This window comes from Streptomyces sp. NPDC001880, assembly GCF_053594575.1.
The window spans coordinates 1-22,674 of sequence record NZ_JBSFET010000017.1 but is presented as its reverse complement, the minus strand read 5'-3'; the positions used below and the strand labels follow the sequence as shown (position 1 = coordinate 22,674).

Below are 22,674 nucleotides of genomic sequence, written 5' to 3'. Positions count from 1 at the left end.
AGGAGATGCAAGAACCGCGCGGTGTGGCGGCGGGCGGGTTCGCCCGGAAGGCTGTGGGGGCTCCGGTCGTCGCGTCTTCTTGCGCAGGAGGCGCTGCAAGTCACCGGGCCTTCGAGGTCCGCCCGTGCCGGTCGGAGTGTTCGAGAGGCCGAGACCCGTGGCTCGATCGGATTCTCATGTGCGACTCGCCGCCCCGATCGGCGCAACCGGCCGCCCTGGTGCGCCGCAGCTACAGCTACGACCGGGGTAACGGCGACCGCGGGCTGATCTTCTCCTGGTTCCAGCGGGACCTGGCCAAGGGGTTCGAGGCCGTGCAGAAACGCCTGGAAGGCAAGGCCATGGCCAAGTACATCCTCACCACCGGCGGCGGGTACTTCTTCGTGCCGCCCCCGGGGACGCCTGGATCGACGCGCTGTTCCGAAGCCGAGCCTCAGCCGTTCACGTCACGCGTAAGTGGCGTCCGGATCCCTCGGTGTTCCGGATATGGGCCCTCCGCTGCCCAGCCTCCCCCGGCCCAGCGGCCCGGGGTTCAGGCGACCGGGAACGCGTAGAAGATCCGGTCGCGTTGCACGACGGCCGTACGTCCGGCTGCCAGTACCCGGTACGGAGCGGTGACCGTGGGGCCCTTCGGGTCCTGGGCGCCGATGTCCTGGAACTTCCACAGCCGCCGCCCGTCCTCGGCGGCGAACGCGGTGACCTGGGACCTGTCCGCGGCCAGCAGGGTGCGGCCGGTCGTGCTGAGGGTGACGGCGGGGGCGGCGGTGGTGATCGCGGCCTCCGTCGAGCGGCGCCAGCGCAGCCGCCCGGTCTCCCGCTCGACCGCGCCCACTTCCTGGTTGCGGTTGGTGGTGTGCAGCACGGTTCCGGTGACCACGGGGGTGCCGTACGGGGTGCCGCCGGTGCCGTTCAGTGTCCACTTCGGCTTTCCGGACGGGGTTTCGAAGGCCTGGAGATCGTCGCCCACCGCCGCGTACAGCAGGCCCCGGTCGTCGCCCATGGCCGCCGCGTCCGGGGCGACCGTGCCGAACTGCTTGGTCCACAGCGCCTTGCCGGTCTTGCGGTCGAAGCTCCGGAAGACGGCCCTGCCCTTGGCGGCCTTGACGTCGCCGGGGGCGAGAGTGGCCGGGCTCTGGCGTACCACCAGGTCGTTCCGGCGGACTGCGATCAGCCGGTGGACGGGGGTGCCGGGGGCGCGTCCGGCGGGTACCGGGGCCCGCCACAACTGCTCGCGCCGCACGATGTCGTACGCGAAGAGGTACGCCCTGACCACCTGCTTGTCCTTGCCGCGCTTCTTGCCCTTCTTCGGCGGCGGGGCCTTGACGGTGACCGTCTCGGAGCCGGTGAACCAGATCACCGGCCCGGACGCGCCGACGAACTCCGGCGCCGAGAGCTTCGGCATCCCGGGGGACAGTGTCGCGTGTTCCGCCCGGTGCACGGTCTTCCCGTCCTTGGGCGAGAGCCAGAGGAACCCGGAGGGGGCGGCGACGAAGCAGAGGTCCTTGCCGGCGGGGAGGGCGGCCTCTCCGTCGGCGGCGTCCGGGTTCTGCCAGGCCCGGAGCCCGGTGCGCAGGTCCACGGCGGTCGCGCCGTTCTTGCCGGTGAGCACCAGCAGTCGCTCGTTCCAGACGGCGGCGGTGAGCGGCGCCGGCTGAGCCGCGGGGTGCGTGTAGACCCAGCGGGGTTGCGGCGGCAGTCCCGCGACGGTGGGGCCGCTGTGGCTCGGCGCGGGCTTGGGGTCGTCCGTGTCCCCTCCGTCGCCGCCCAGTGCCAGCGCACTGCCCCCGCCGACGACCAGCCCCGCGGCGCCGGCGGCGAGGCCGATCAGCAGACCGCGCCGGTCCACGGCGGGGGAGGAAGCGGCGGTGCGATGCGTGGGGACCGGCAGTGGGCGGGGGGTCACCGGGACCATGGGCGGGGGCACGGCGGGCACCCCGCCGGGCAGAGCCGGAGCGGCGGCGGGGCGCCCGGTGAGCTCGGGCGGTACGGACAGCTGAGTCGTCGGCCGGTCGGTCCCCGGGACCTGGCGCCCGATGTCCCCGAGCTGAGCCGTCCGGGTGTCCAGCACCACGGCCGGGGCGGGCACCACCGCGTCGGCCGGCCCACCGGCCGCGACCGTCTCCCGTACGCGCGCCCCCTGCTCCGCCACCGCGGCGGCCAGCCGCTCCGGCAGCCAGCCGCCCTTCGCCAGGCCCGCCGCTCCCTCCAGGGCCAGCTCGGCCGCCACCGCCCCGGCGCTCGGCCGGTCGGCCGGGTCCTTCTCCAGGCAGCGGGCGATCAGGTCGCGCAATTCCTCGGGAACGGCGCCGAGTTCGGGGGCGGTGCGGGCGATCCGCTCGGCACCCTCGGCGGCCGGGCCGTCGGCGAGCGGGGTGGTGCCGGTCGCCGCGTACGCCAGCAGCAGGCCCAGCACGAAGAGATCGGAAGCCGGACCGGGCTCCTCGCCCTCGACCTGCTCCGGGGTGAGATAGCCGAGCCGGACGGACAACTGCCCGCCGGGCCGGGCCTCCGCGTCGGCCGCGGCGCCCAGCGGGCCGAAGGCGGTGAGCCGCGGCCCGTCCTCGGCCAGCAGCACCGTCCGGGGAGCCAGGCCCTGGAGCACGGCTCCGGTGGCGTGCATCCGGGAGAGGGTCTCGGCGAGGCCCGCGCCCAGTATCCGCACCGCCGGCTCGGGAAGCGGCCCGGTGAGCTCGATCGCCTCGGCGAGCGTCAGCGCCGGTACGTACGGGCTCGCCGTCCACAGCAGCTCGTCGTCCGGGGCGTCGTCCGGGCCGCCCAGCCGGCGCTGGACCCAGCCGCCGGCCAGCCGGTCCGCGGTGCGGGCCTCCGCCTGGAAACGGCGCCGGAAGGCGGGCAGTGCGGCGAGTTCGGGGCGGGCGGCGGTGATCACCACCGCGTCCTCGGAGGCCGTGTCGCGCGCGAGGTACTGCACGCTGCTCGCGGTCCCGCGCAATCGCGCCAGCACGGTGTACGGGCCGAAGCGGCGTGGATCGTCCTGACGCAGCGCCTCCATGGCGCACCCCCTCGCTGACCGTGCCTGGGCACCAGAGCGTCGATCTTAGACCGACCTGCGTTCACCCCAACGCGCCCCGTACCCTCAATCCGGCTTCGACCAGGGCCACTTGGGGCTGTGCCGCTCGCGACCCCCGGGAGCGTACTCGTACACCCAGCCGCGCGGGAGCCCCAGTCGTCTGGAGTGGCCGGCCGGCACCCTGCGGTACGCGTACACGGTCGGGGGGCCGCCGTCGGCGGCCGGCACGGGGACCTCGTACCACTTGGGCGGATGGCCGGTCGGGCCGACGAGGACGGGCAGTACCCGCCCGTCCAGGGGCCCGCCGGTGAAGGCGGTGTTCTCGCTTCTCACCGCCCCAGTCTGACCGATCAGCCGTCCTCGGGCAGCAGATGGGCCGCCTCGCCGAGCACCGGGACCAGCCGCTGTGCCAGTCGTCCGGCCGGGCCTGCGGCGGTCTCCAGCGGCAGCAGCGCCGCCATCGCAGAGGCGGTGTCCGGGTCCGTCGCCGCCGTGGCGGCCAGCAGCACCATCAAGTGGTCGACCAGCCAGTCGCGCAGCTCGGACGCGGCCGGCTGCTTCCCCTCGTCCAGCCAGATCAGGGAGGCCGCCTCGACGGCCGCGATCCAGGTGCGCACCATCATCCGCAGCCTCGGGCCGGCTGCCGCGCCACTGCCCAGATGCAGCAGGATCTGCTCGGCCGCCGCCCGCCGCACCTCGTCGACGATCGCCGATGTCCGGGAGGTCTCGACGACGGAGCCGCCGCGCAGCAGCGCGCTGAACCCGGTGTCGTGCTCGTCGACGAAGGCGAGATAGCGGTCGAGCACTCGGGTCACCCGCTCGGTGGGTGGTCCCACCGACGGCTCGCCGAAGCACAGGATCAACTGCTCGGCGGCGGACCTCAGTGCGGCCTCGTACAACTGCTGCCGCCCGCCCGGGAAGTAGCGGTAGACGAGCGGGCGGGACACCCCGGCGACCGTCGCGACCTCGTCGAGCGAGACCTCGTCGGGGGCCCGGTGGGCGAAGAGGGTGAGGGCGGCACCGAGGAGCTGGGCCCGGCGCTCCTCGACACCGAGCCTTCGGTACGCGCGGGCCGGCGGCGCGGAGGCGGCAGCAGGGGTCATGGCCGAAGCCTAGGGCCTGTCCGGCGGATCAGGGTCGGACAGGGTGAGGCGTCCGGGGCGCGGTCCATCGCAAGGCGCCGGAGCGTCTCAATGGCGGAGCTGTTCGGACGTTTCGGCGACGCAGCGAGGCGCCGTGCCGGACGCCGTGACCCCGGCCTTGATCCGTCGGACAGGCCCTGAGGGCTGTCGCTCGCACCGGGCCGGTTCAGGCCAGCAGGCCGGAGCGCTTCCACAGCCTGCGTCCCACTCCGTTCAGCACCCCGATGTCGTCGAAGAAGTCCGTCAGCCGCTTCGCGCCCGACTGCATGACCTCCGCCCGGTGGCCGCTCGCCTTCACCTGGGCGACGGCCTCGTGGCGGTCCAGGCCGACGTTCTCGTACACCCGCGGGTTGATGAAGCAGACGGAGAAGACGCGGGCCGCCTCGCCGCAGCTCAGCCGGGTCAGTTCGCGCTCCCAGCGCGGGGCGGTCACCATCTGGCGGCGCAGTTCCTCGCGGGCGTAGCGGACGTGCCTCGCCTCCTCGACCACATGGATGCGGGTCACGCCCCGCACCAGCGTCTGGACGCGCTCGTCCGGGAAGGTCAGCCGCTGCATCCAGTCCAGGATCTCCTCGCCGAGCAGGGTCGCGGCGAACGAACCGGGGGTGGTGGAGATGGTCTTCAGCACCCGCGCGAGGTTGTGATAGACGCGCGGCACGGGGTAGTCGGGCGAGCCGCCCCACTTGATCATGCGGCCGAACATCATCGAGTGCCGGCACTCGTCGGCGATCTCGGTGAGTGCGTAGCGGACGTGATTGCTGGTCACCGGCCGGTCGTAGATGTGCCGGACCAGCAGCTGCATGAGGATGATCTCGAACCAGATCCCCAGCGAGGCGAGCGAGGCGGCCTCGTGCCGGGACAGCTCCATGCGCTGCTCCTCGGACATCCTCCGCCACAGCGGGGTGTCGTAGAGCGAGACCAGCTCGGGCGGCCAGAACCACTTGCCGTCCTCGACCGGCGCGTCCCAGTCGAGTTCCTTGTCCGGGTCGAAGGAGTGCTTGGCTGAGGAGTCGAGCAGCCGCTCGGCGATCTGTTCGCGGTCCCGGAGCGGGCCGAGTGCGTCGCGAAGCAGTTGGACGTCGCGTTCGCTCACTGGGGTCATGCTGGGGGCACCTCGCACATGGGTTACCGGCGGTCACTTCTTATGAGACTCCACGTCAGTAAGGCCGTCAATCCCTTGCGCACGACTTGTTGACCCGGTGTCTACCAGCGTGTGAACCTGCCAACTGACGCAACTGCCAAGGGAATTGCCGAAGCGTGCCAGGCTAAGGAGCCGTCCGTGTCGACACACGACCTCTACACCACCGCCCCCGAAGCATCGCTGTGGCAGGTACCCGCCTCCGGCGCCGCCCGCTTCAGCTGGGACTACGACGACGGCCGCGAACGCCTGCTCGCCCTCTACCAGAAGGGCAAGGACAAGCAGTGGGACGGCAACAAGCGCATCGACTGGTCCCTGGAGGTCGACCCCGCCGACCCGCTCGGCACCCCCGACGAGGCCCTCACTCTCCACGGCACCCCGCACTGGGCGAAGATGACCGAGAAGGACCGGGGAGAGCTGCGCAAGCACTACACCTCCTGGCAGTTCAGCCAGTTCCTCCACGGTGAGCAGGGCGCCATGGTCTGCGCGGCCAGGATCGTGGAGTCCGTCCCCGACCTGGATGCGAAGTTCTACTCCGCGACCCAGACCATGGACGAGGCCCGGCACGCGGAGATCTACGGCCGGTTCCTGCACGAGAAGCTCGGGATGCTCTACCCGGTCAACGACAACCTCCAGGGGCTGCTCGGCGACACCCTGCGCGACTCCCGCTGGGACATGCCCTACCTCGGCATGCAGGTCCTGATCGAAGGGCTCGCCCTGGCCGCTTTCGGCATGATCCGCGACACGACGACCAAGCCGCTGCCCAAGCAGATCCTCGCGTACGTCATGCAGGACGAGGCCCGGCACGTCGCGTTCGGGCGGATGGCGCTGCGCGACTACTACAAGCAGCTGAGCGACGCCGAACTGCGCGAGCGCGAGGAGTTCGTCATCGAGGGCTGCTACCTGATGCGGGACCGGCTCAGTGGCGTCGAGGTACTGGAGAACTTCGGCATCGGCAAGCAGGAGGCCAAGGAGCTCTCCGAGCACTCGGAGTACCTCCAGCTCTTCCGCAAGCTGCTGTTCAGCCGGATAGTGCCGTGCGTCAAGGACATCGGCCTGTGGGGCGAACGGCTCCAGAAGGCCTACATCGACATGGGCGTCTTCGAACTGGGCGACTCCAACCTGGACCTGCTGATGGCCCAGGACGAGGAGATGGCCGAACAGCTGGACCGGGACCGGTTCGAGGCGGAGGAACGGGCCAGGGTCGCCGAGGTCGAGGAGGCGATAGCGCAGGGCGCACCGCGAGACTGACCGGGCGGACGGCCGAACCGGTCGGTCAGTCGGTCGCGGCCGGCGCCGGGAACGGCCGACGCGGGGTGAACGCCCTCGGAGTGGGCCCGTGTTCGCGCGGACGCAGCAGGGTGTTCCTCGGCGTTCCGCGCCGTCGGCCGTTCGCCCGTGGGTACCCACCACAGAGCCGCTGCGCGGGGTTGTGCCTCACGGCCGCACCGTGGTCAGCGCCTCCTCCACCGCACAGGCCATGGCGAGCAGCGGGACATCGGCCCTGCGCTGTGCGACCAGCTGGAGCCCGACCGGGCAGCCGTCCGCCGTGAATCCGGCGGGGACACTGGCCGCGGGATGGCCGCTCAGATTGAACGCCCAGGTCAGCGCGGTCGAGAAGAGCTCGCCCGGACCGTCGTGGCCGTGCGGGCGGTTGGGCGTGGTCGGTGTGAGCAGCAGCGGGGTACGGGCGAACAATGCGTCCAGCGCCATGTCGTTGGCGTGCCGGATCTCCGCAGCGTGCGGGGACGGCGACCCGCCCCGGACCGCCTGCCACGCCTCTCGCGGGTCGAGCAGCTCGCACGTACGGTCCACGAGCCGCACCACCCCGGCCGCCACGAGCCGCCCCACCGCCCGCCGGACGACCGCCGCGACCTCCGGGTCGACATCGGCGAACCCCAGATCGGGGCTGAGGACCGCCGGTACGGGCAGGGCGGGCGGAACCGGCTCGCAGTCGCCCAGGACGGCGGCCAGATACGTGCGGGCCCCGGCGGCCGACCGGGTCAACACCCCGGCGGAGGCCAGCCCGGTGCGGTCGGGGGAGGGCAGCAGACCGTTCGTCGTCTTCAGGCCGAACACCCCGCACCACGCCGCCGGGATCCGTACCGACCCCGCCCCGTCGCTGCCGGTCGCCAGCCCCACGAGGTCCGCCGCCACGGCGACCGCCGAGCCCGCCGAGGAGCCGCCCGGGGTGCGGTCGGAGCGCCACGGGTTGACCGTGCGGCCGTGGGCGCCCAGCCCCCAGGTCTGCCAGTGCGTGCCGGGGCCGGGCACCGAGGTCGCGCCGACCGGCACCCCGCCGGCCTCGATCAGCCGCCGGGCCGCATACGAACGGATGCCGGTACGCCCCTTGACCGCGAACGGCATCCCGGCCAACGGGAGCCCGCGGGCCCGCTCAGCCTCGGCGAGCGCCTGCTCGGGCCACACCTCGATGAACGCGCACAGCCGGGGATCCTCCCGTCCGATGCGCTCCAGCGCCCGGCCCACGCCGCTCGGGACTGTGCGGCGGATCACGGCCGGGGCCGCGGCGTCCGGCAGGGCACCTCGCGGCGTTGCCGGAGCGTCCGAACAGCTCCGCTGCCAGGACGCTCCGGCGCCTTGCGACGCACCGCACCGGACGCCGCGCCCTGACCGCCCTTCATCCACCGCACAGTCCCGGCCTCAGTCATCCGGTCAGTCTCGCAGGGCCGCCGCCATGACGGAACGGGCGATCGGGGCCGCGCTGCCGCCGCCGCTGATGTCCGCCCGGTTCGCCGCGGCGTCCTCCACGACCACCGCGACCGCGACGGCCGGCTGTCCCGAACCGGGCGACTGGGCCCAGGAGATGAACCAGGCGTACGGGCTGCCCGAGTTGTCGATGCCGTGCTGCGCGGTGCCGGTCTTGCCGCCGACCGTCACCCCGTCGATCGCGGCGTTGGACCCGGTGCCGTTCTCCACGACGTCGACCATCATCTTCCGCAGCTCCATCGCCGTCCGCGGGTTCATCGCCTCGTGGTAGGTGCGCGAGCCGTTCCGGTGGACGGTCGTGCCGCTGTGCGTGGTCGTACGGTCCACCAGATACGGGTACTTGAGGTCGCCCCCGTTGGCCACGGCGGACGCCACCATCGCCATCTGGAGCGGTGTCGCCGTCGTGTCGTACTGCCCGATCGACGACAGCGCCAGCTGGTCCTCGGTCATCTCGGTGTCGAAGTTGCTCCTCGCCACCCCCGAGGGGATCTTCAGCCCGGTGTCGTTGAAGCCGAACTTCCGTACCGCGTCCACCATGCCGTCGAGCCCGACCCGTACCCCCAGATCCGCCATCACCGTGTTGCAGGAGACCCGGATCGCCTCGGCGAGCGAGGCGTTCTCGCAGCCGCTCGCCTCGTTGGGCAGCGTGGTCGACGTACCCGGCAGCACATACGGGGACGGGGTGTCGGTCTCCGCGTCGGGATCGGTGACGACATCCGAGTCGAGCGCCGCCGCCGCCGTCACGATCTTGAAGGTGGAGCCGGGCGGATAGGTCTGCCGGATCGCCCGGTTGAGCATCGGCTGGCTCTGCGAGGCGTTCAGCAGCGCCCAGGCGTCGGTGACGGACGAACCGGTGCCCGAGAGCAGGCCGGGATCGTACGAGGGGGTCGAGACCAGCGCCAGGATCTTCCCGGTGGACGGTTCGACGGCGGCGACCGCGCCCCGCCGTCCGCCGAGCCCCTCGAAGGCTGCGCGCTGCATCGAGTCCTTGATGGTCGTGACGACATTGCCGCCCGGCTGCTGAGTGCGGGTGATCTCGTTCCACAGCGGGAACGGAGCGAGCATCGAGTCGGTGCCGGAGAGGATGGAGTCCTCGGCGTTCTCGATCAGGGTCGTGCCGTACGTCTGCGAGGCGTAGCCGGTCACCGGCGCGTACAGCGGGCCGTTGACGTACGTGCGCTCGTACGCGAGCTGCTCGCCGGTGTCCTTCGAACCGGTCACGGACCTGCCGCCGACCAGGATGTTGCCGCGCGGCTGGTCGTAACGGGCGATCGTCAGGCGGCGGTTGGCGGGATTGTTGTTGAGGCTGTCGGCGTCGAAGACCTGGATGCGGGCGGCGTTCAGCAGCAGTGCCACGAGCAGCAGCAGAAGGAGCGCGGCGGCCCGGCGGATGTAGCGGATCACCGCTCGTCCTCCGTGACCGGTGCGATGATTCCGGTCTCCGTGTGACCGGGCTGCGGTCTGCGGGCCTGGTCGCTGATCCGGATCAGCAGCGCCACGATGATCCAGTTGGTGACGACGGACGAACCGCCCTGGGCGAGGAACGGCATCGCCATGCCGGTCAGCGGGATCAGCCCCATCACCCCGCCCGCGATCACGAACACCTGGAGCGCCAGGATCGAGGCGAGACCGATCGCGAGCAGGCGCCCGAAGGGATCGCGCAGGGCGAGGCCGGCCCGGTAGCCGCGGGCCACCAGCAGCGTGTACAGCAGGAAGATCGCGGTCAGCCCGGTCAGCCCGAGCTCCTCGCCCGCCGTCGCCAGGATGAAGTCCGACTTGGCGGCGAAGCCGATGAGGATGGAGTGGCCGAGGCCGAGCCCCGTACCGAGCATCCCGCCCGCGGCGAACGCGAACAGCGACTGGGCCAGCTGGCTGGGGCCCTGACCGGCTTCGATGGAGGCGAACGGGTCGAGCCAGTCCTGGACCCGGCTGTGCACGTGCGGTTCGAGGGAGCCGACGACGAACGCGCCGACCGCGGCGAGCACCAGCCCCACCGCGATCCACCCGGTCCGGCCGGTGGCCACGTACAGCATGATCACGAACAGGCCGAAGAAGAGCAGTGAGGTGCCCAGGTCGCGCTCCAGGACCAGCACGCCGACGCTGAGCAGCCAGATCGCCACGATCGGGCCGAGCACCCGTCCGGTGGGCAGTTGGAGCTTCCAGATCCGGCGGCCGGTGTAGGCGAGCGCGTGGCGGTTCGCGGCGAGGTAGGCGGCGAAGAAGACGGCGAGCAGGATCTTGGCGAACTCGCCCGGCTGGAAGGAGAGTCCGCCGACCCGGATCCAGATCTTGGCGCCGTTCACCGCGGGGAAGAAGATCGGCACGATCATCAGGACCAGCGCGGTGGCGACCGAGAGATACGCGTACCGCTGGAGCACCCGGTGGTCGCGCAGGAAGACGACCACCGCGATGAACAGCGCCACACCGAGCGTGGACCAGACCAGCTGGGTGGGGGCCGCCTGATCCTTCGGCGTCTCCAGGTCGAGCCGGTAGATCAGCACCAGGCCGAGCCCGTTGAGCAGTACGGCGATGGGCAGCAGCAGCGGATCGGCGTACGGGGCGCGGAAGCGGACCGCGAGATGGGCGAGGAGGGCGAGCAGCCCCAGGCCCGCGCCGTAGCCGGCCACATCGGGCGGGACCGCGTCGTTCTTGGCCAGACCGACGGCGGCGTAGCCGTAGACGGGGATGAGGACGGCTCCGACGAGGAGCAGCAGCTCGACTCCGCGCCGCTTGGGCAGCCGTAGATCGGGCGGGGGTGCGTCCGCCGTCGTTGCGGTCATGCCAGGCAACGTAGCAAGAGCGGGTGTGTATTTCCCTTATGTCGTAGCAAGTATGTCCGACGGCATGGTTCCGACGGCATGGCGGTGAGCGTCTGCCCGCCACTCGCTGCTCCGTTGCTCCCCGTGATGAGGGGCGGACTTCGGTTCGCCATGGGCTCCGGTGGCCCGCCGTCCGGTGCCGAGTACTCGGGCAGCGTCACCCGGGTCACCGCCCCGCCGTCCGGGGCGTTGCGGAAGACCGGGCCGGTGCCGGTCATCGCGGCCTGCCCGGCGGCGATGGTCAGCCCGGGACCGTGGCAGCGGCCGGTCAGCGGCGCCATGCCGACGGCGCCTCCCGAGGGCCGCCGCCGTACGGCACCGCACCCGGCTGAGCGGACGCATGGCTCTCTCCCTTCCCGGGGTCCAGATCTCATGACCCTGTTCGGAAGGAAGCTTGTAACGCCTATTCAGTACGAACGTGAGCGTTCATTCCGGTTCAGTGCGAGCGTGAGCGTTCATTCCGGTAATGACGCAGCTGCGTATCAGCTCTGGTAGGGATTCTGGCCCTGCGCGTTCGGCGCGTACCCCGGCTGACCCTGCGGCTGCCCGTACGGATTGCCCTGCTGCGGAGCCGTGTGCTGTGCCAGCAGCTGCTCGGCCTGCTCCTTCGGGATCTGCTGCTCCCCGCCGCAGAAGGTGCACTGGGTCGCGAACTTCGTCGAGAAGGGGAAGAGCGGCACGAAGAACAGCGTGAACTTCGTGACCCTCTTGCGCAGCGTGTGCGCGGCCGGGTTGCCGCACCAGCCGCAGACCAGCGTGAGTACGGCCAGTTGGTACAGATAACCTCGCGTACCGAAAATGATCATGTTGTGGGCCCCTTCCCCGTATTCCGCAAAAGCGCCTGCCGGCAGAGCGCCAGCAGCTTTTCGTCCTCGTAGGTGTCGTGGCTGCCGTACCCGCCGTCCATCGCGTTGTGACGGCGTACGGAGGCGAGTTCGGCGCGCAGCACGCGTGCCGCATCCGACCCTGCACCAGCGGCACCCATCCGCGCCAGGCCTTCCGCCACCCGGACGCGCGCATGACGATTCTCCTCCCAGGCCGCCAGCAGCACCGGCACGGACTCGTCGGACCGCCCGGACACCTCCCACAGCGCGACCGCCGCGTCCACCCGCAGCCACAGCTCCTCGTGCCCCAGCAGCGCCCGCAGCCTCGGCGCGACCACCTCGGCCCGTGGCCCGAGCCCGCCCAGCGCGTTCACCGCGCACCGCACCTCATGGACGCGCTCCGCCCCCAGACCCTCTATCAGCACCGGCAGCACCGCGCCGGCATCCCCCTCGACCGCCCACAGGGCCTTCGCGGCCTCGGTCGCCGGAGTGGCCCCGGGCCTTTGCAGCAGCGCCCGCAGCTCCGGCACGGCACCGCGCGCGGCGGGCCCGAACGCACCGAGCGCCCGCAGCGCCGCGGTACGCACCCACTCGCCCCGGTACTCCGGAACACCGCGCAGCACCCGCAGCACCTCCGGCATCGCCTCGTCGGCCCGCAGCGCGGCCAGGCCGGTGAGCAGCGGGCCCGCCCGGTCGTGCGCCCGCTCGTCGAGCGGGACCTCGCCGAGCCTGCGGCGCAGCGCCTCGGCCAGCGGGGCCGCCGCCGCCCCGAGGCAGTCGATGGCGAACCCCACGTCGTGCGGCACCTCGGGCCGCTCCAGCGCGGCGGCCAGCGCGGGCACGGCACGGGCGTCGCCCAGCCTGGCCAGCGCCTTCACCGCACTGCCCAGCGCCGGCGGCCCGCTCGGCCAGTCCCGCACCCAGGCCCCGGGATCCGCCGCCACCCGCGCCGCCAGCGCGTCGGCGGCGGGCGCGGCCAGCCCGAAGAGCTCCTCCAGGACGTGCGAGGCCGCCTCGGCCGGCAGCGGATCGGGGGTGGCGAGCTGCTCGCCGACCAGTCGGACGAGCTCCTCGTACGAGCCCCGCCAGGCACGTATGAGCCCGCCGCTCATCCGGAGCGCGTCGATCCGCTGCCGGCGGTCCGGGCTGCGCAGCTGGTCCGTCAGCAGCGCCGTCCGCTCGGCGACCCGGTCGTCGAGCCCGACGTGCAGCGTGCGCAGCAGATCCGCCGTCCAGGGGGCGGCGGACGCCGGGGCCTCCTCGCCGGCCGGCGCCCGCAACTGGCCCACCCGGGTCACAGGCGCGACCCGCTCCTCGGCCGACGGCTCCGCGGCCGCGTCCGGGCACGCCTCGACAGCCGCGACCGCCTCGGCCTGGGCGTCCACCGCCGGGGCCGTCCCGGACCGGCGCGCGGGCGCCGAGCGCAGTTGCCGCAGCAGGCCCGTCACCACCCGCACCACATCGCCGGGCAGCGCGTCCGGCGCGCACCGCGCCAGCTGGGCCAGCGCGGCCAGCCGCAGCCCCGGCGGGAAGCCCTCGCCGCCCAGCCGGCTCAGCCAGGCCGCCGCCTCCCCGGCCAGCAGCCGGTGGCGCAGGGCGACCCGCCCCGCGGCCTCGACCAGGGCGAGCCGCACCTCCTCGTCCGGCTCGATCGGCAGCCGCTCGCGCAGCAGTGCGAGAACCCTGTCCGGATGGCCGTGGAGCGCGGCGAGCGCCAGTGGCGCGCAGAGCCGTACCCCCGGGTCCTCGTCGGCCATCAGCTCGAAGAACACCCCGGCGCCCGCGGTGACGGCGGTCGCCGCCATCGCGTAGTTGGCCGCACCCTCGATCTCGTCCTCGTCGATCTCGTCCTCGTCGTCCTCGTCCAGATCGATGCCGCCGATGCTGGTGAGCAGCTCGACGATGCTGCCCCGGTCCTGGATCCCCGGATTCACGACGAGCTCGAAGAGGAAAGGAATGCTGGCCAGCGTGCAGGCGTACACATCACCCTGGTGGTGAACCGCCCCGTACATCCCGTCCAGTGCCTGCTCGCGTTCCGCCGGATCGGCGGACGCCAGCCCCCGCAGCATCGCGGGCACATCACCGGCCGGTCCGTAGGCATGCTCCATCGAGGCCCAGTCGACCTCGTCGATCCCAGCGAACACCCCATCGCCTCCCCACGCATTTCAACGAAGCAGTGTCTGCGAGGAGTGTGCACCAGGGTCGGACGATCCGCCCTCCACGTGCGGTCTTTTCCTGGCGAGCATGACAAACGCCCATGCCATGCGCTATCGGTGGACCGACGCGAAACGGTCCCCTTTGGGTGTCAAGGCGTCAGAAATGGTCGGCCGATGCCCCGTTGGCGGACTTTGGGGTACTACCGCGCGTCCGGCAGGCGTCCGGCCCCGTCCGGATCGGCCAGCGGCCCGAGCAGATCCCCGTACCGCTCCAGCCGCGCCCCCATCCCGCCCGCCAGGAAGACCAGCTCCCCGGGCGTCCGGCACCCCTCGATCTCCGCCCAGGTGACGGGCGCGGAGACGGTCGGTTCGGGCCGGGCCCGCAGCGTGTACGGGGTGGCGGTGGTCTTCGACGCCGCGTTCTGGCTGAAATCGACGAACACCTTCCCCGGCCGCAGCGCCCGCTTCATCCGGTGCACGACCAGGTCCCCGAGCTCGTGCTCCGCCTGGACGGCCAGTCCCTTCGCATAGGCCGACACCCGATCGGCGGGGGTCGGCTCCAGCGGTACGAGCAGATGCAGCCCCTTCGACCCGGACGTCTTCCCGTACGCGCGCAGCCCGTCCGCCGCCAGCCGCTCGCGCAGCCACAGCGCCACCGCGCAGCACTCCACCACGGTCGCGGGCGCGCCCGGGTCCAGGTCGAAGACCATCCGGTCGGCGAGCCCGGGAGCACCGGCCCGCCACTGCGGGGTGTGGAACTCCACCACCAGATTGGCCGCCCACATCAGCGAGGCCAGATCCGCCACGACCACCTGCCTGGCCTTCTTGTCCTCGTGGTGCGGCACCGGGGTGGTCCGTACCCAGGACGGCGTACCCGGCGGAGGATTCTTGGTGAAGAAGCGCTGTCCGTCGGGCCCGTCCGGATAGCGCAGGAAGGAGACGGGCCGGTCGTCGAGATGGGTGAGCAGAGGCCCCGCGGCGGTGGCCGCGTAGTAGTGCAGCACCTCGCCCTTGGTGGTTCCGGTGGCCGGATACAGCACCTTGTCGAGATTGCTGAGCGCCAGCCGCCGCCCCTCCACCTCTGTGATCGGCGTCATACGATAAGAATCACACGATTCACGGACCTATAGGTATCCACACGGACACAAGGGGTGAACGGTGAGGTCCATATGGAACGGCGCCATCTCCTTCGGGCTGGTCAGCATCCCGATCAAGCTGGTCAACGCCACCGAGAACCACTCGGTCTCCTTCCGCCAGATCCACCTCGCCGACGGCGGACGGATCCGCTACCGCAAGGTCTGCGAGATCGACGAGCAGGAGGTCACCGCCGCCGAGATCGGGAAGGCGTACGAGGAGCCCGACGGCTCGATGATCCCGATCACCGACGAGGACCTCGGCTCGCTTCCACTGCCCACGGCCAAGACGATCGAGATCGTGGCCTTCGTGCCGGCCGCCTCGATCGACCCGCTCCAGATGGATGCGGCGTACTACCTCTCCGCCGACGGGGTCCCGGCGGCCAAGCCGTACACCCTGCTCCGTGAGGCGCTGAAGCGGAGCCAGAAGGTCGCCGTGGCGAAGTACGCGCTGCGCGGCCGCGAACGGCTCGGCATGCTGCGGGTGGTCGACGACGTGATCGCCATGCACGGACTGCTCTGGCCGGACGAGATCCGCAGCCCCGAGGGCGTCGCCCCTCAGGCCGAGGTCAAGGTCCGCGACGCCGAACTCGACCTGGCCGACGCGCTGATGGACACCCTCGGCGAGGTCGACATGGATTCGCTCCACGACGACTACCGCGAGGCGGTCGAGGAGCTCATCGCCGCGAAGGCGGAGGGCCGGACGCCGGAGCCGGCCGGCCCGGCCGACTCCGGCGGCAAGGTCATCGACCTGATCGCGGCCCTGGAGAGCAGCGTCCGGGCGGCGAAGGAGGCACGGGGCGAGGAGCCTGAGGCCGGGGAGGAGTCGGCGAATGCCCCGGTGGCCGAGGTCACCTCCCTCACCGGCCGCAAGAAGTCCGGCGGAACCGGGGCGAAGAAGAAGGCCGCCACGGCCGCCAAGAAGACGGCCGCGGCCACGAAGAAGTCTGCGTCGAGCCGGGCGCCCGCCAAGAAGACCTCCGCACGGTCGACGAAGAAGCAGGCGGCCAGGACCGGTGCGGGGACATCGGCGAAGAAGGCCGCAGCGGCCTCGGACCCGAAGCCGACGGCGAAGAAGACGGCCTCCCGCAAGCGCGCTTCGGCCTGACGCCCTGAGGCCGTGAGGCGGGGCGCCCACGGATGCAGCGCCCCGGCGCGTTCGAAGCGACCGGCCGCGGTCTCCAGCCCGTCGACGCGCTGGCCGACCAGTGGGGCGTGGACGGGCGGCAGGCCGGCATCGGAAAGACGGTCTGGGCGGAGCTGTCGGCCCCGGGAGCCGCCCCTGTGCCCCGGCCCGCCGGGGCGACGACGCACCAGGGGCAGGCGTTCCCGTGCTGAGTACATGGCGGGCCCGAACCGGTCGAGAGGCCGATGCCGGCACATCACGACGGCGGCAGGGACGCCGATTGATCACCACCCGCACCGCTGCGCGCCTATGCTCGCTGGATGGAGCAGAGCGAAGTGGTGAAGCGGGTGGTGGGCATCCTCACGGAGGCGGGCGAGATCCGTCGGCTGCTCGAAGAGAACGTGGACCGCGACGATCTGGACACCGATTCCAGCGTGGTGACCGTACTCCTCAACGAGACGATGCCCCGGATCTCCATCCCCGAGGACGCCTCGATCGAAGAGGTCGCGACGCTCGTCGGCCGGGAGGTCGGCGGAGCGGTGGAGCAGCTCGTCGGTGCGTTCACCCTGGCCTTCGCGATGCTGGCCCAGGTGCACGACTCCGGGCAGACGGATGTCTCCTCCGCCGATGTGCTCCAGGACCTGGCACTGCGGGCCGAACAGATCGGCTCCGACGGGCCGGACGACGTGGGGCCGTAGCCAGTACGGACCGCCGCAGACCGGCCGTGCCCGCGCCCATGACGAAAGAGACCCTCCGATCAGCGTTTCCGCTGTTCGGAGAATCTCTCGGAAGTGCCCTCGGCAGGATTCGAACCTGCGCACACGGCTCCGGAGGCCGATGCTCTATCCCCTGAGCTACGAGGGCGTATCGCTGTGTTGCTCGGCGACGGGTGAAACACTACCAGCTTCCGAGGGGTGTCCGTGAACAGGTATTTCCGGGTCGGGCGGAGCGGCTGCGCGGGCCGGGTGGAGGGGGCGTGCGGTGCGTTCCGGATGCATTCGGCCACCCCTCGCGCCACTCGTCCGGGGGCGGAAGTGGGTAAAACCCGGACGCAGCCACGGAGTCAGTCCTACCCTCGGAGTGTGTCAGGGGCGTGTGGCCGCGTGCTTGTTGTCGACGACAACAAGGTCATCCGGCAGTTGATCAGGGTCAACCTCGAGCTTGAGGGCTTCGAGGTCGTGACCGCGGCCGATGGTGTCGAGTGTCTGGATCTGGTGCATCGGGTCCGTCCCGATGTGATCACGCTCGATGTCGTCATGCCCAGGCTGGACGGTCTGCAGACCGCCGCCAGACTGCGCTCCGATCCACGGACCAGACATCTGCCCGTGGCGATCATCAGCGCCTGCACGGCGTACGAGGTGGAGAGCGGGCTGGCCGCAGGGGTCGACGCCTTCCTCGCGAAGCCCTTCGAGCCGACCGAGATGGTGCGGCTCGTACGGCAGTTGATGGAACGGGACGACCCGCCGTCGCTCGACGGCAGGCAGGGAGCCGGGACTGCGGAGCGTGCTGCGGGGTGACCGCATGGCGAAACCGGGTCGCGGGGTGCCCCCTTTCCTCCCATACGCTTGTCCTGTGACCCCCGCCGATCTCTCCAGGACCGTGCTGCACGCCGTGCGCCGCGCGGTCGACGAGGACGCCCTGCGCGCGCCCGTGCCCGCACGCGTGCGGGTGGAGCGGACGCGCCCCGGCGGGCGCGGGGAGTACGCCTGCGCCGTCGCCCTCCAGCTGGCCGGGCCCGCCGCGCTGCCCGCCAGGGACGTGGCGCAGATCCTCCGGGCACGGATGCTGGGCGCGCCGGGCATCGAGGACGTCGAGGTCACCGGGCCGGGATTTCTGAACTTCACGCTGCAGGCCGGAGCGCGCGGCCTCGACACGCTGGTGCGGACCGTCGCCGAGCAGGGCACGGCGTACGGACACGGCGACGCCCTCGCCGGGGCGGCGGTCTCGTTCGCGCCCGTCGGGGAGCTGCGCGCCCGGGTCGTCACCGAGACCGTCGAGCGGCTGCTCCGGGCCCAGGGCGCCGAGGTCGGAGAGCGGACGGCGGGCAGGGAGGCGCTGCACGTGATGCCGGTGCCGGCCGCCGACCGGGATCTCTTCGAGCGGCTCGGGAGCGACGCCGCGCGCTGGGCCCTGCTGCGGGCCGCCCCGCACGACCGGCCCCGGAGCACGGGGAGCGGCGAGCTCCTCGTGCAGCAGGAGAGCAATCCGTTGTTCCGGGTGCGGTACGCACACGCCCGGATCCGGGCGCTGGGCCGTGGCGCCCGGCAGCTCGGGTTCGGCGCGGTGTACGAGGAGAGCGTGGACGCGCCCGCGCTCGGCGCGCTGCTCGCCGATCACCCCGGAGTGCTCGCCGCCGCCGCCCGGCACCGCGAGCCGGACCGGATCGCCCGGCAGCTGGAAGCCCTCGCGCTGGCCTTCTTCGACCTCCACGACAGCGCTTCGCCGCTCCCCGTCGGTGACGAGAAACCCTCGGCCGCCCACCGCTCCCGGCTGGCTCTTGCCGAAGCCACCGGGACGGTGCTGGCAGGCGGCCTGTCCCTGCTCGGCATCAGCGCACCCGAAGTCCTCTGAGAGATCCGAGAGAGCAGAGCAACACCATGAGCCGATCCGCACACCCCGCCGGGCCCCGTCACGCCGATGTCATGACCGAGGGGCACTACACCGCCCCGCCCGCCGATCTCAACGCCCTGGACGAGAAGGTCTGGGCCCGTACCGTCACCCGCGACGAGGACGGGGCGATCACCGTCGGCGGGATCGGAGTGGCACGGCTGGCCGAGGAGTTCGGCACCCCCGCCTACTTCCTCGACGAGAGCGACTTCCGGGCCCGCTGCCGTGCCTGGGCCGACGCCTTCGGACCGGGCGCCGACGTGTTCTACGCCGGAAAGGCCTTCCTTTCGCGCGCCGTCGTGCGCTGGCTCCAGGAGGAAGGGCTCAACCTCGACGTCTGCTCCGGCGGCGAGCTGACCTGCGCGCTGGACGCCGGGATGCCCGCCGAGCGCATCGCCTTCCACGGCAACAACAAGACCGTCGCGGAGATCGAGCGGGCCGTCGAGGTCGGCGTCGGGCGCATCGTGCTCGACTCCTTCCAGGAGATCGCCCGCGTCGCGCACATCGCGCAGCGGCTCGGCAAGCGGCAGCGCGTACAGATCCGGGTGACCGTCGGCGTCGAGGCGCACACCCACGAGTTCATCGCCACCGCGCACGAGGACCAGAAGTTCGGAATCGCGCTGGCCGGGGGACAGGCCGCCGAAGCGGTGCGCCGGGCGCTCACCCTCGACGGTCTGGAGCTCATCGGCATCCACTCGCACATCGGCTCGCAGATCTTCGACATGGCCGGCTTCGAGGTCTCCGCCCGGCGCGTGGTGCAGCTGCTCGCCGAGGTGCGCGACGAGCACGGGGTGGAGCTGCCCGAGATCGACCTCGGCGGCGGGCTCGGTATCGCGTACACCTCCGAGGACGACCCGCGCGAGCCGCACGAGATCGCCAAGGCACTCGGCGACATCGTGACCCGCGAGTGCGAGGCGGCCGGGCTCGCCACCCCGCGGATCTCCGTCGAGCCGGGGCGCGCCGTTGTCGGCCCGACCGCCTTCACGCTGTACGAGGTCGGCACCATCAAGCCCCTGGAAGGGCTGCGTACCTACGTCAGCGTCGACGGCGGCATGTCGGACAACATCCGCACCGCGCTGTACGACGCCGAGTACACCGTCGCGCTCGCCTCGCGCACCTCCGACGCCGAGCCGATGCTCGCCCGGGTCGTCGGCAAGCACTGCGAGAGCGGCGACATCGTGGTCAAGGACGCGTTCCTGCCGTCCGACCTCGCCCCCGGCGACCTGATCGCCGTGCCCGCCACCGGCGCGTACTGCCGTTCCATGGCGAGCAACTACAACCACGCCCTGCGTCCGCCGGTCGTCGCCGTGCGCGACGGTCGGGCACGTGTCATCGTCAGGCGCGAGACGGAGGAAGATCTCCTGCGTCTCGATGTCGGTTGATGAAATAGATGTCTCAGGATCCGGACGAGTGACAGAAACTCCCGTCCGGTGAGTGAGACTGGTCCACACATCAGATGTAAAGGAAACGAGGTCGGATGATGCGTACGCGTCCGCTGAAGGTGGCGCTGCTGGGCTGTGGAGTGGTCGGCTCAGAGGTGGCGCGCATCATGACGACGCACGCCGACGACCTCGCCGCGCGCATCGGCGCGCCGGTCGAGCTCGCCGGTGTCGCCGTGCGCCGGCCCTCCAAGGTGCGCGAGGGCATCGACCCCGCGCTGATCACCACCGACGCGACGGCCCTGGTCAAACGGGGCGACATCGACGTCGTCATCGAGGTCATCGGGGGCATCGAGCCCGCCCGCAAGCTGATCACCACCGCCTTCGAGCACGGCGCGAGCGTCGTCTCCGCCAACAAGGCGCTGCTGGCCGAGGACGGCGCCGCGTTGCACGCCACCGCCGAGCAGCACGGCCGGGACCTCTACTACGAGGCCGCGGTGGCCGGTGCCATCCCGCTCGTACGGCCGCTGCGCGAGTCGCTCGCCGGCGACAAGGTCAACCGGGTCCTCGGCATCGTGAACGGCACGACCAACTTCATCCTCGACAGGATGGACACCAGCGGAGCCGGGTACTCCGAGGCGCTCGACGAGGCCACCGCACTCGGATACGCCGAGGCCGACCCGACCGCCGACGTCGAGGGCTTCGACGCCGCCGCCAAGGCCGCGATCCTCGCCGGCATCGCCTTCCACACCCGGGTGAGGATCGGCGACGTGCACCGCGAGGGCATCACCGAGGTCACCGCCGCCGACATCGCCTCCGCCCGCCGCATGGGCTGCACCGTCAAGCTCCTCGCCATCTGCGAGCGCGCCGCCGACGGGCAGTCGGTCACCGCACGGGTGCACCCGGCGATGATCCCGCTGAGCCATCCGCTGGCCTCCGTCCGCGAGGCGTACAACGCGGTCTTCGTCGAGGCGGAGGCGGCCGGGCAGCTCATGTTCTACGGCCCCGGCGCCGGTGGCTCGCCGACCGCGTCCGCGGTCCTGGGCGACCTGGTCGCGGTCTGCCGCAACAAGCTCAACGAGGCCACCGGCCCGGGTGAGTCCGCGTACACGCGCCTGCCGGTCAGCCCCATGGGCGACGTGGTCACGCGGTATCACATCAGTCTCGACGTGGCCGACAAGCCCGGCGTGCTCGCCCAGGTCGCGACGGTCTTCGCCGAGAAAGGCGTATCCATCGATACGGTCCGCCAGCAAGGCCGACCGGACGGAGGCGGCGAGGCATCTCTCGTCGTCGTCACCCACCGCGCGTCCGACGCCGACCTCTCGGCGACCGTCGAGGCGCTGCGCAAGCTCGACACCGTGCGCGGTGTCGCCAGCATCATGCGTGTTGAAGGGGAGTAAGGACCCATGACCAGCAAGGGCACCCACCAGTGGCGCGGCATCATCGAGGAGTACCGGGACCGCCTTCCGGTCACGAGCACGACGCCGGTCGTCACGCTTCGTGAGGGCGGTACGCCGCTCGTCCCCGCTCAGGTCCTCTCGGAGCGCACGGGCTGCGAGGTGCACCTCAAGGTCGAGGGCGCCAACCCCACCGGTTCCTTCAAGGACCGCGGCATGACGATGGCCATCACCCGGGCCAAGGAGGAGGGTGCGAAGGCCGTCATCTGCGCCTCCACCGGCAACACCTCCGCCTCCGCCGCCGCGTACGCGGTGCGGGCCGGCATGGTCTGCGCCGTCCTCGTGCCGCAGGGCAAGATCGCGCTCGGCAAGATGGGCCAGGCGCTGGTGCACGGCGCCAAGATCCTCCAGGTCGACGGCAACTTCGACGACTGCCTGACGCTGGCCCGCTCGCTCTCGGACAACTACCCGGTGGCACTGGTCAATTCGGTCAACCCGGTCCGTATCGAGGGCCAGAAGACCGCCGCGTTCGAGATCGTCGACGCGCTCGGCGACGCCCCGGACATCCACGTCCTCCCGGTCGGCAACGCGGGTAACATCACCGCGTACTGGAAGGGTTACAAGGAGTACGCGGGGGATGCCGTCTCCACGCACACCCCGCGCATGTGGGGCTTCCAGGCCTCCGGCTCCGCGCCCATCGTGCGCGGCGAGATCGTCAAGGACCCCTCGACGATCGCCACCGCGATCCGGATCGGCAACCCGGCCTCCTGGCAGTACGCGCTGGACGCCCGGGACGAATCGGGCGGTTTCATCGATGAGGTGACGGACCGCCAGATCCTGGCCGCTTACCGGCTGTTGGCCTCCCAGGAGGGTGTCTTCGTCGAGCCCGCCTCGGCCGCCTCGGTCGCAGGCCTGCTGAAGGCCGCCGAAGAGGGCAAGGTCGACCCCGGCCAGAAGATCGTCTGCACGGTCACCGGAAACGGCCTCAAGGACCCCGACTGGGCCGTCGCGGGTGCCCCGCAGCCGGTCACGGTCCCCGTCGACGCGGCCACCGCCGCCCAGAAGCTGGGCCTCGTCTAGGGCTCTCCCTGATCCGTCGGGCAGGCCCCGGGGCCTGCCCGACGCGACGGGGACTAGGGCGACCTTTGCCCCCTTCTGCAAAACCACAACCACCCCCCAGAGGTAACCGCCCGGCGTG

20 protein-coding genes and 1 tRNA gene are annotated in these 22,674 nt (G+C 71.7%); 10 read left to right on the top strand and 11 right to left on the bottom strand.

Translation table 11 applies throughout. The features are described from left to right. The first annotated feature begins 5 nt into the window (after positions 1-5). Positions 6-551 carry a hypothetical protein gene (locus ACWCQ6_RS13115; protein WP_451088468.1) on the top strand — a complete coding sequence of 182 codons (546 nt, stop codon included), beginning with the start codon at positions 6-8 and terminating at the stop codon, positions 549-551. Here ACWCQ6_RS13115 and ACWCQ6_RS13110 read toward each other — a convergent pair. The 4 genes from ACWCQ6_RS13110 to ACWCQ6_RS13095 all read right to left on the bottom strand — a co-directional run bounded on the left by ACWCQ6_RS13110 (position 530) and on the right by ACWCQ6_RS13095 (position 5,272). Further along, positions 530-3,010, bottom strand: coding sequence for an outer membrane protein assembly factor BamB family protein (locus tag ACWCQ6_RS13110; RefSeq protein WP_451088466.1), 2,481 nt, complete (start codon positions 3,008-3,010; stop codon positions 530-532). The genes ACWCQ6_RS13115 and ACWCQ6_RS13110 overlap by 22 nt on opposite strands. Before the next feature lie 84 nt (positions 3,011-3,094). Continuing rightward, on the bottom strand, positions 3,095-3,361 hold the full coding sequence (locus tag ACWCQ6_RS13105) for a hypothetical protein (protein WP_451088464.1): 267 nt from the start codon (positions 3,359-3,361) through the stop codon (positions 3,095-3,097). A gap of 17 nt (positions 3,362-3,378) precedes the next feature. Further along, entirely contained in the window at positions 3,379-4,131 is a 753-nt protein-coding gene (locus tag ACWCQ6_RS13100; RefSeq protein ID WP_451088462.1) for a TetR/AcrR family transcriptional regulator, read from the bottom strand. A gap of 205 nt (positions 4,132-4,336) precedes the next feature. Next, the gene (locus ACWCQ6_RS13095) at positions 4,337-5,272 is read right to left on the bottom strand and encodes an AurF N-oxygenase family protein (protein WP_451088460.1); all 936 of its coding nucleotides are present in this window, start codon (positions 5,270-5,272) and stop codon (positions 4,337-4,339) included. A gap of 177 nt (positions 5,273-5,449) precedes the next feature. Between ACWCQ6_RS13095 and ACWCQ6_RS13090 the strand changes: the two genes are divergently transcribed. Continuing rightward, positions 5,450-6,559, top strand: coding sequence for a ferritin-like domain-containing protein (locus ACWCQ6_RS13090; protein WP_451088458.1), 1,110 nt, complete (start codon positions 5,450-5,452; stop codon positions 6,557-6,559). A gap of 186 nt (positions 6,560-6,745) precedes the next feature. Here the strand turns inward: ACWCQ6_RS13090 and ACWCQ6_RS13085 are convergent, their stop codons facing one another. The 6 genes from ACWCQ6_RS13085 to ligD all read right to left on the bottom strand — a co-directional run bounded on the left by ACWCQ6_RS13085 (position 6,746) and on the right by ligD (position 14,931). Further along, positions 6,746-7,819, bottom strand: coding sequence for an amidase family protein (locus tag ACWCQ6_RS13085; RefSeq protein ID WP_451088613.1), 1,074 nt, complete (start codon positions 7,817-7,819; stop codon positions 6,746-6,748). Positions 7,820-7,981: 162 nt separating this feature from the next. Next, the gene (locus ACWCQ6_RS13080; RefSeq protein WP_451088456.1) at positions 7,982-9,439 is read right to left on the bottom strand and encodes a peptidoglycan D,D-transpeptidase FtsI family protein; all 1,458 of its coding nucleotides are present in this window, start codon (positions 9,437-9,439) and stop codon (positions 7,982-7,984) included. Then, positions 9,436-10,815, bottom strand: coding sequence for an FtsW/RodA/SpoVE family cell cycle protein (locus ACWCQ6_RS13075; protein WP_451088454.1), 1,380 nt, complete (start codon positions 10,813-10,815; stop codon positions 9,436-9,438). Before ACWCQ6_RS13075 ends, ACWCQ6_RS13080 begins: the two co-directional genes overlap by 4 nt. 521 nt (positions 10,816-11,336) lie before the next feature. Continuing rightward, a complete protein-coding gene (locus ACWCQ6_RS13070; protein WP_451088452.1) occupies positions 11,337-11,660 on the bottom strand; it encodes a zinc-ribbon domain-containing protein in 324 nt (107 codons plus the stop codon). Then, positions 11,657-13,822: a HEAT repeat domain-containing protein gene (locus tag ACWCQ6_RS13065; RefSeq protein WP_451088450.1), complete on the bottom strand. Its 2,166-nt coding sequence runs from the start codon at positions 13,820-13,822 to the stop codon at positions 11,657-11,659. Before ACWCQ6_RS13065 ends, ACWCQ6_RS13070 begins: the two co-directional genes overlap by 4 nt. A 212-nt stretch (positions 13,823-14,034) precedes the next feature. Then, a complete protein-coding gene (ligD, locus tag ACWCQ6_RS13060; RefSeq protein ID WP_451088448.1) occupies positions 14,035-14,931 on the bottom strand; it encodes a non-homologous end-joining DNA ligase in 897 nt (298 codons plus the stop codon). Between the two features lie 61 nt (positions 14,932-14,992). Here ligD and ku point away from each other — a divergent pair, with 61 nt between their 5' ends. The 3 genes from ku to ACWCQ6_RS13045 all read left to right on the top strand — a co-directional run bounded on the left by ku (position 14,993) and on the right by ACWCQ6_RS13045 (position 16,791). Then, positions 14,993-16,075, top strand: coding sequence for a non-homologous end joining protein Ku (ku, locus tag ACWCQ6_RS13055; RefSeq protein WP_451088446.1), 1,083 nt, complete (start codon positions 14,993-14,995; stop codon positions 16,073-16,075). Positions 16,076-16,107: 32 nt separating this feature from the next. Then, positions 16,108-16,305, top strand: a complete 198-nt coding sequence (locus ACWCQ6_RS13050) for a hypothetical protein (RefSeq protein WP_451088444.1) — start codon at positions 16,108-16,110, stop codon at positions 16,303-16,305. A 108-nt stretch (positions 16,306-16,413) separates the two neighbouring features. Then, positions 16,414-16,791 (top strand): hypothetical protein, encoded by a 378-nt coding sequence (locus ACWCQ6_RS13045; RefSeq protein ID WP_451088442.1) that lies wholly within the window; start codon positions 16,414-16,416, stop codon positions 16,789-16,791. A gap of 94 nt (positions 16,792-16,885) precedes the next feature. Here ACWCQ6_RS13045 and ACWCQ6_RS13040 read toward each other — a convergent pair. Beyond that, a tRNA-Arg gene (locus tag ACWCQ6_RS13040) sits at positions 16,886-16,957 on the bottom strand. Between the two features lie 239 nt (positions 16,958-17,196). Here ACWCQ6_RS13040 and ACWCQ6_RS13035 point away from each other — a divergent pair. The 5 genes from ACWCQ6_RS13035 (at position 17,197) to thrC (ending at position 22,556) form a co-directional block, all read left to right on the top strand. Further along, on the top strand, positions 17,197-17,610 hold the full coding sequence (locus ACWCQ6_RS13035) for a response regulator (RefSeq protein WP_451088440.1): 414 nt from the start codon (positions 17,197-17,199) through the stop codon (positions 17,608-17,610). 55 nt (positions 17,611-17,665) lie between these two features. Then, entirely contained in the window at positions 17,666-18,664 is a 999-nt protein-coding gene (nrtL, locus tag ACWCQ6_RS13030) for an ArgS-related anticodon-binding protein NrtL (RefSeq protein ID WP_451088438.1), read from the top strand. Between the two features lie 26 nt (positions 18,665-18,690). Then, on the top strand, positions 18,691-20,082 hold the full coding sequence (gene lysA / locus ACWCQ6_RS13025) for a diaminopimelate decarboxylase (protein WP_451088436.1): 1,392 nt from the start codon (positions 18,691-18,693) through the stop codon (positions 20,080-20,082). Positions 20,083-20,177: 95 nt separating this feature from the next. Then, a complete protein-coding gene (locus ACWCQ6_RS13020) occupies positions 20,178-21,479 on the top strand; it encodes a homoserine dehydrogenase (protein ID WP_451088434.1) in 1,302 nt (433 codons plus the stop codon). Between the two features lie 6 nt (positions 21,480-21,485). Continuing rightward, a complete protein-coding gene (gene thrC / locus ACWCQ6_RS13015; protein ID WP_451088432.1) occupies positions 21,486-22,556 on the top strand; it encodes a threonine synthase in 1,071 nt (356 codons plus the stop codon). Positions 22,557-22,674 lie beyond the last annotated feature (118 nt).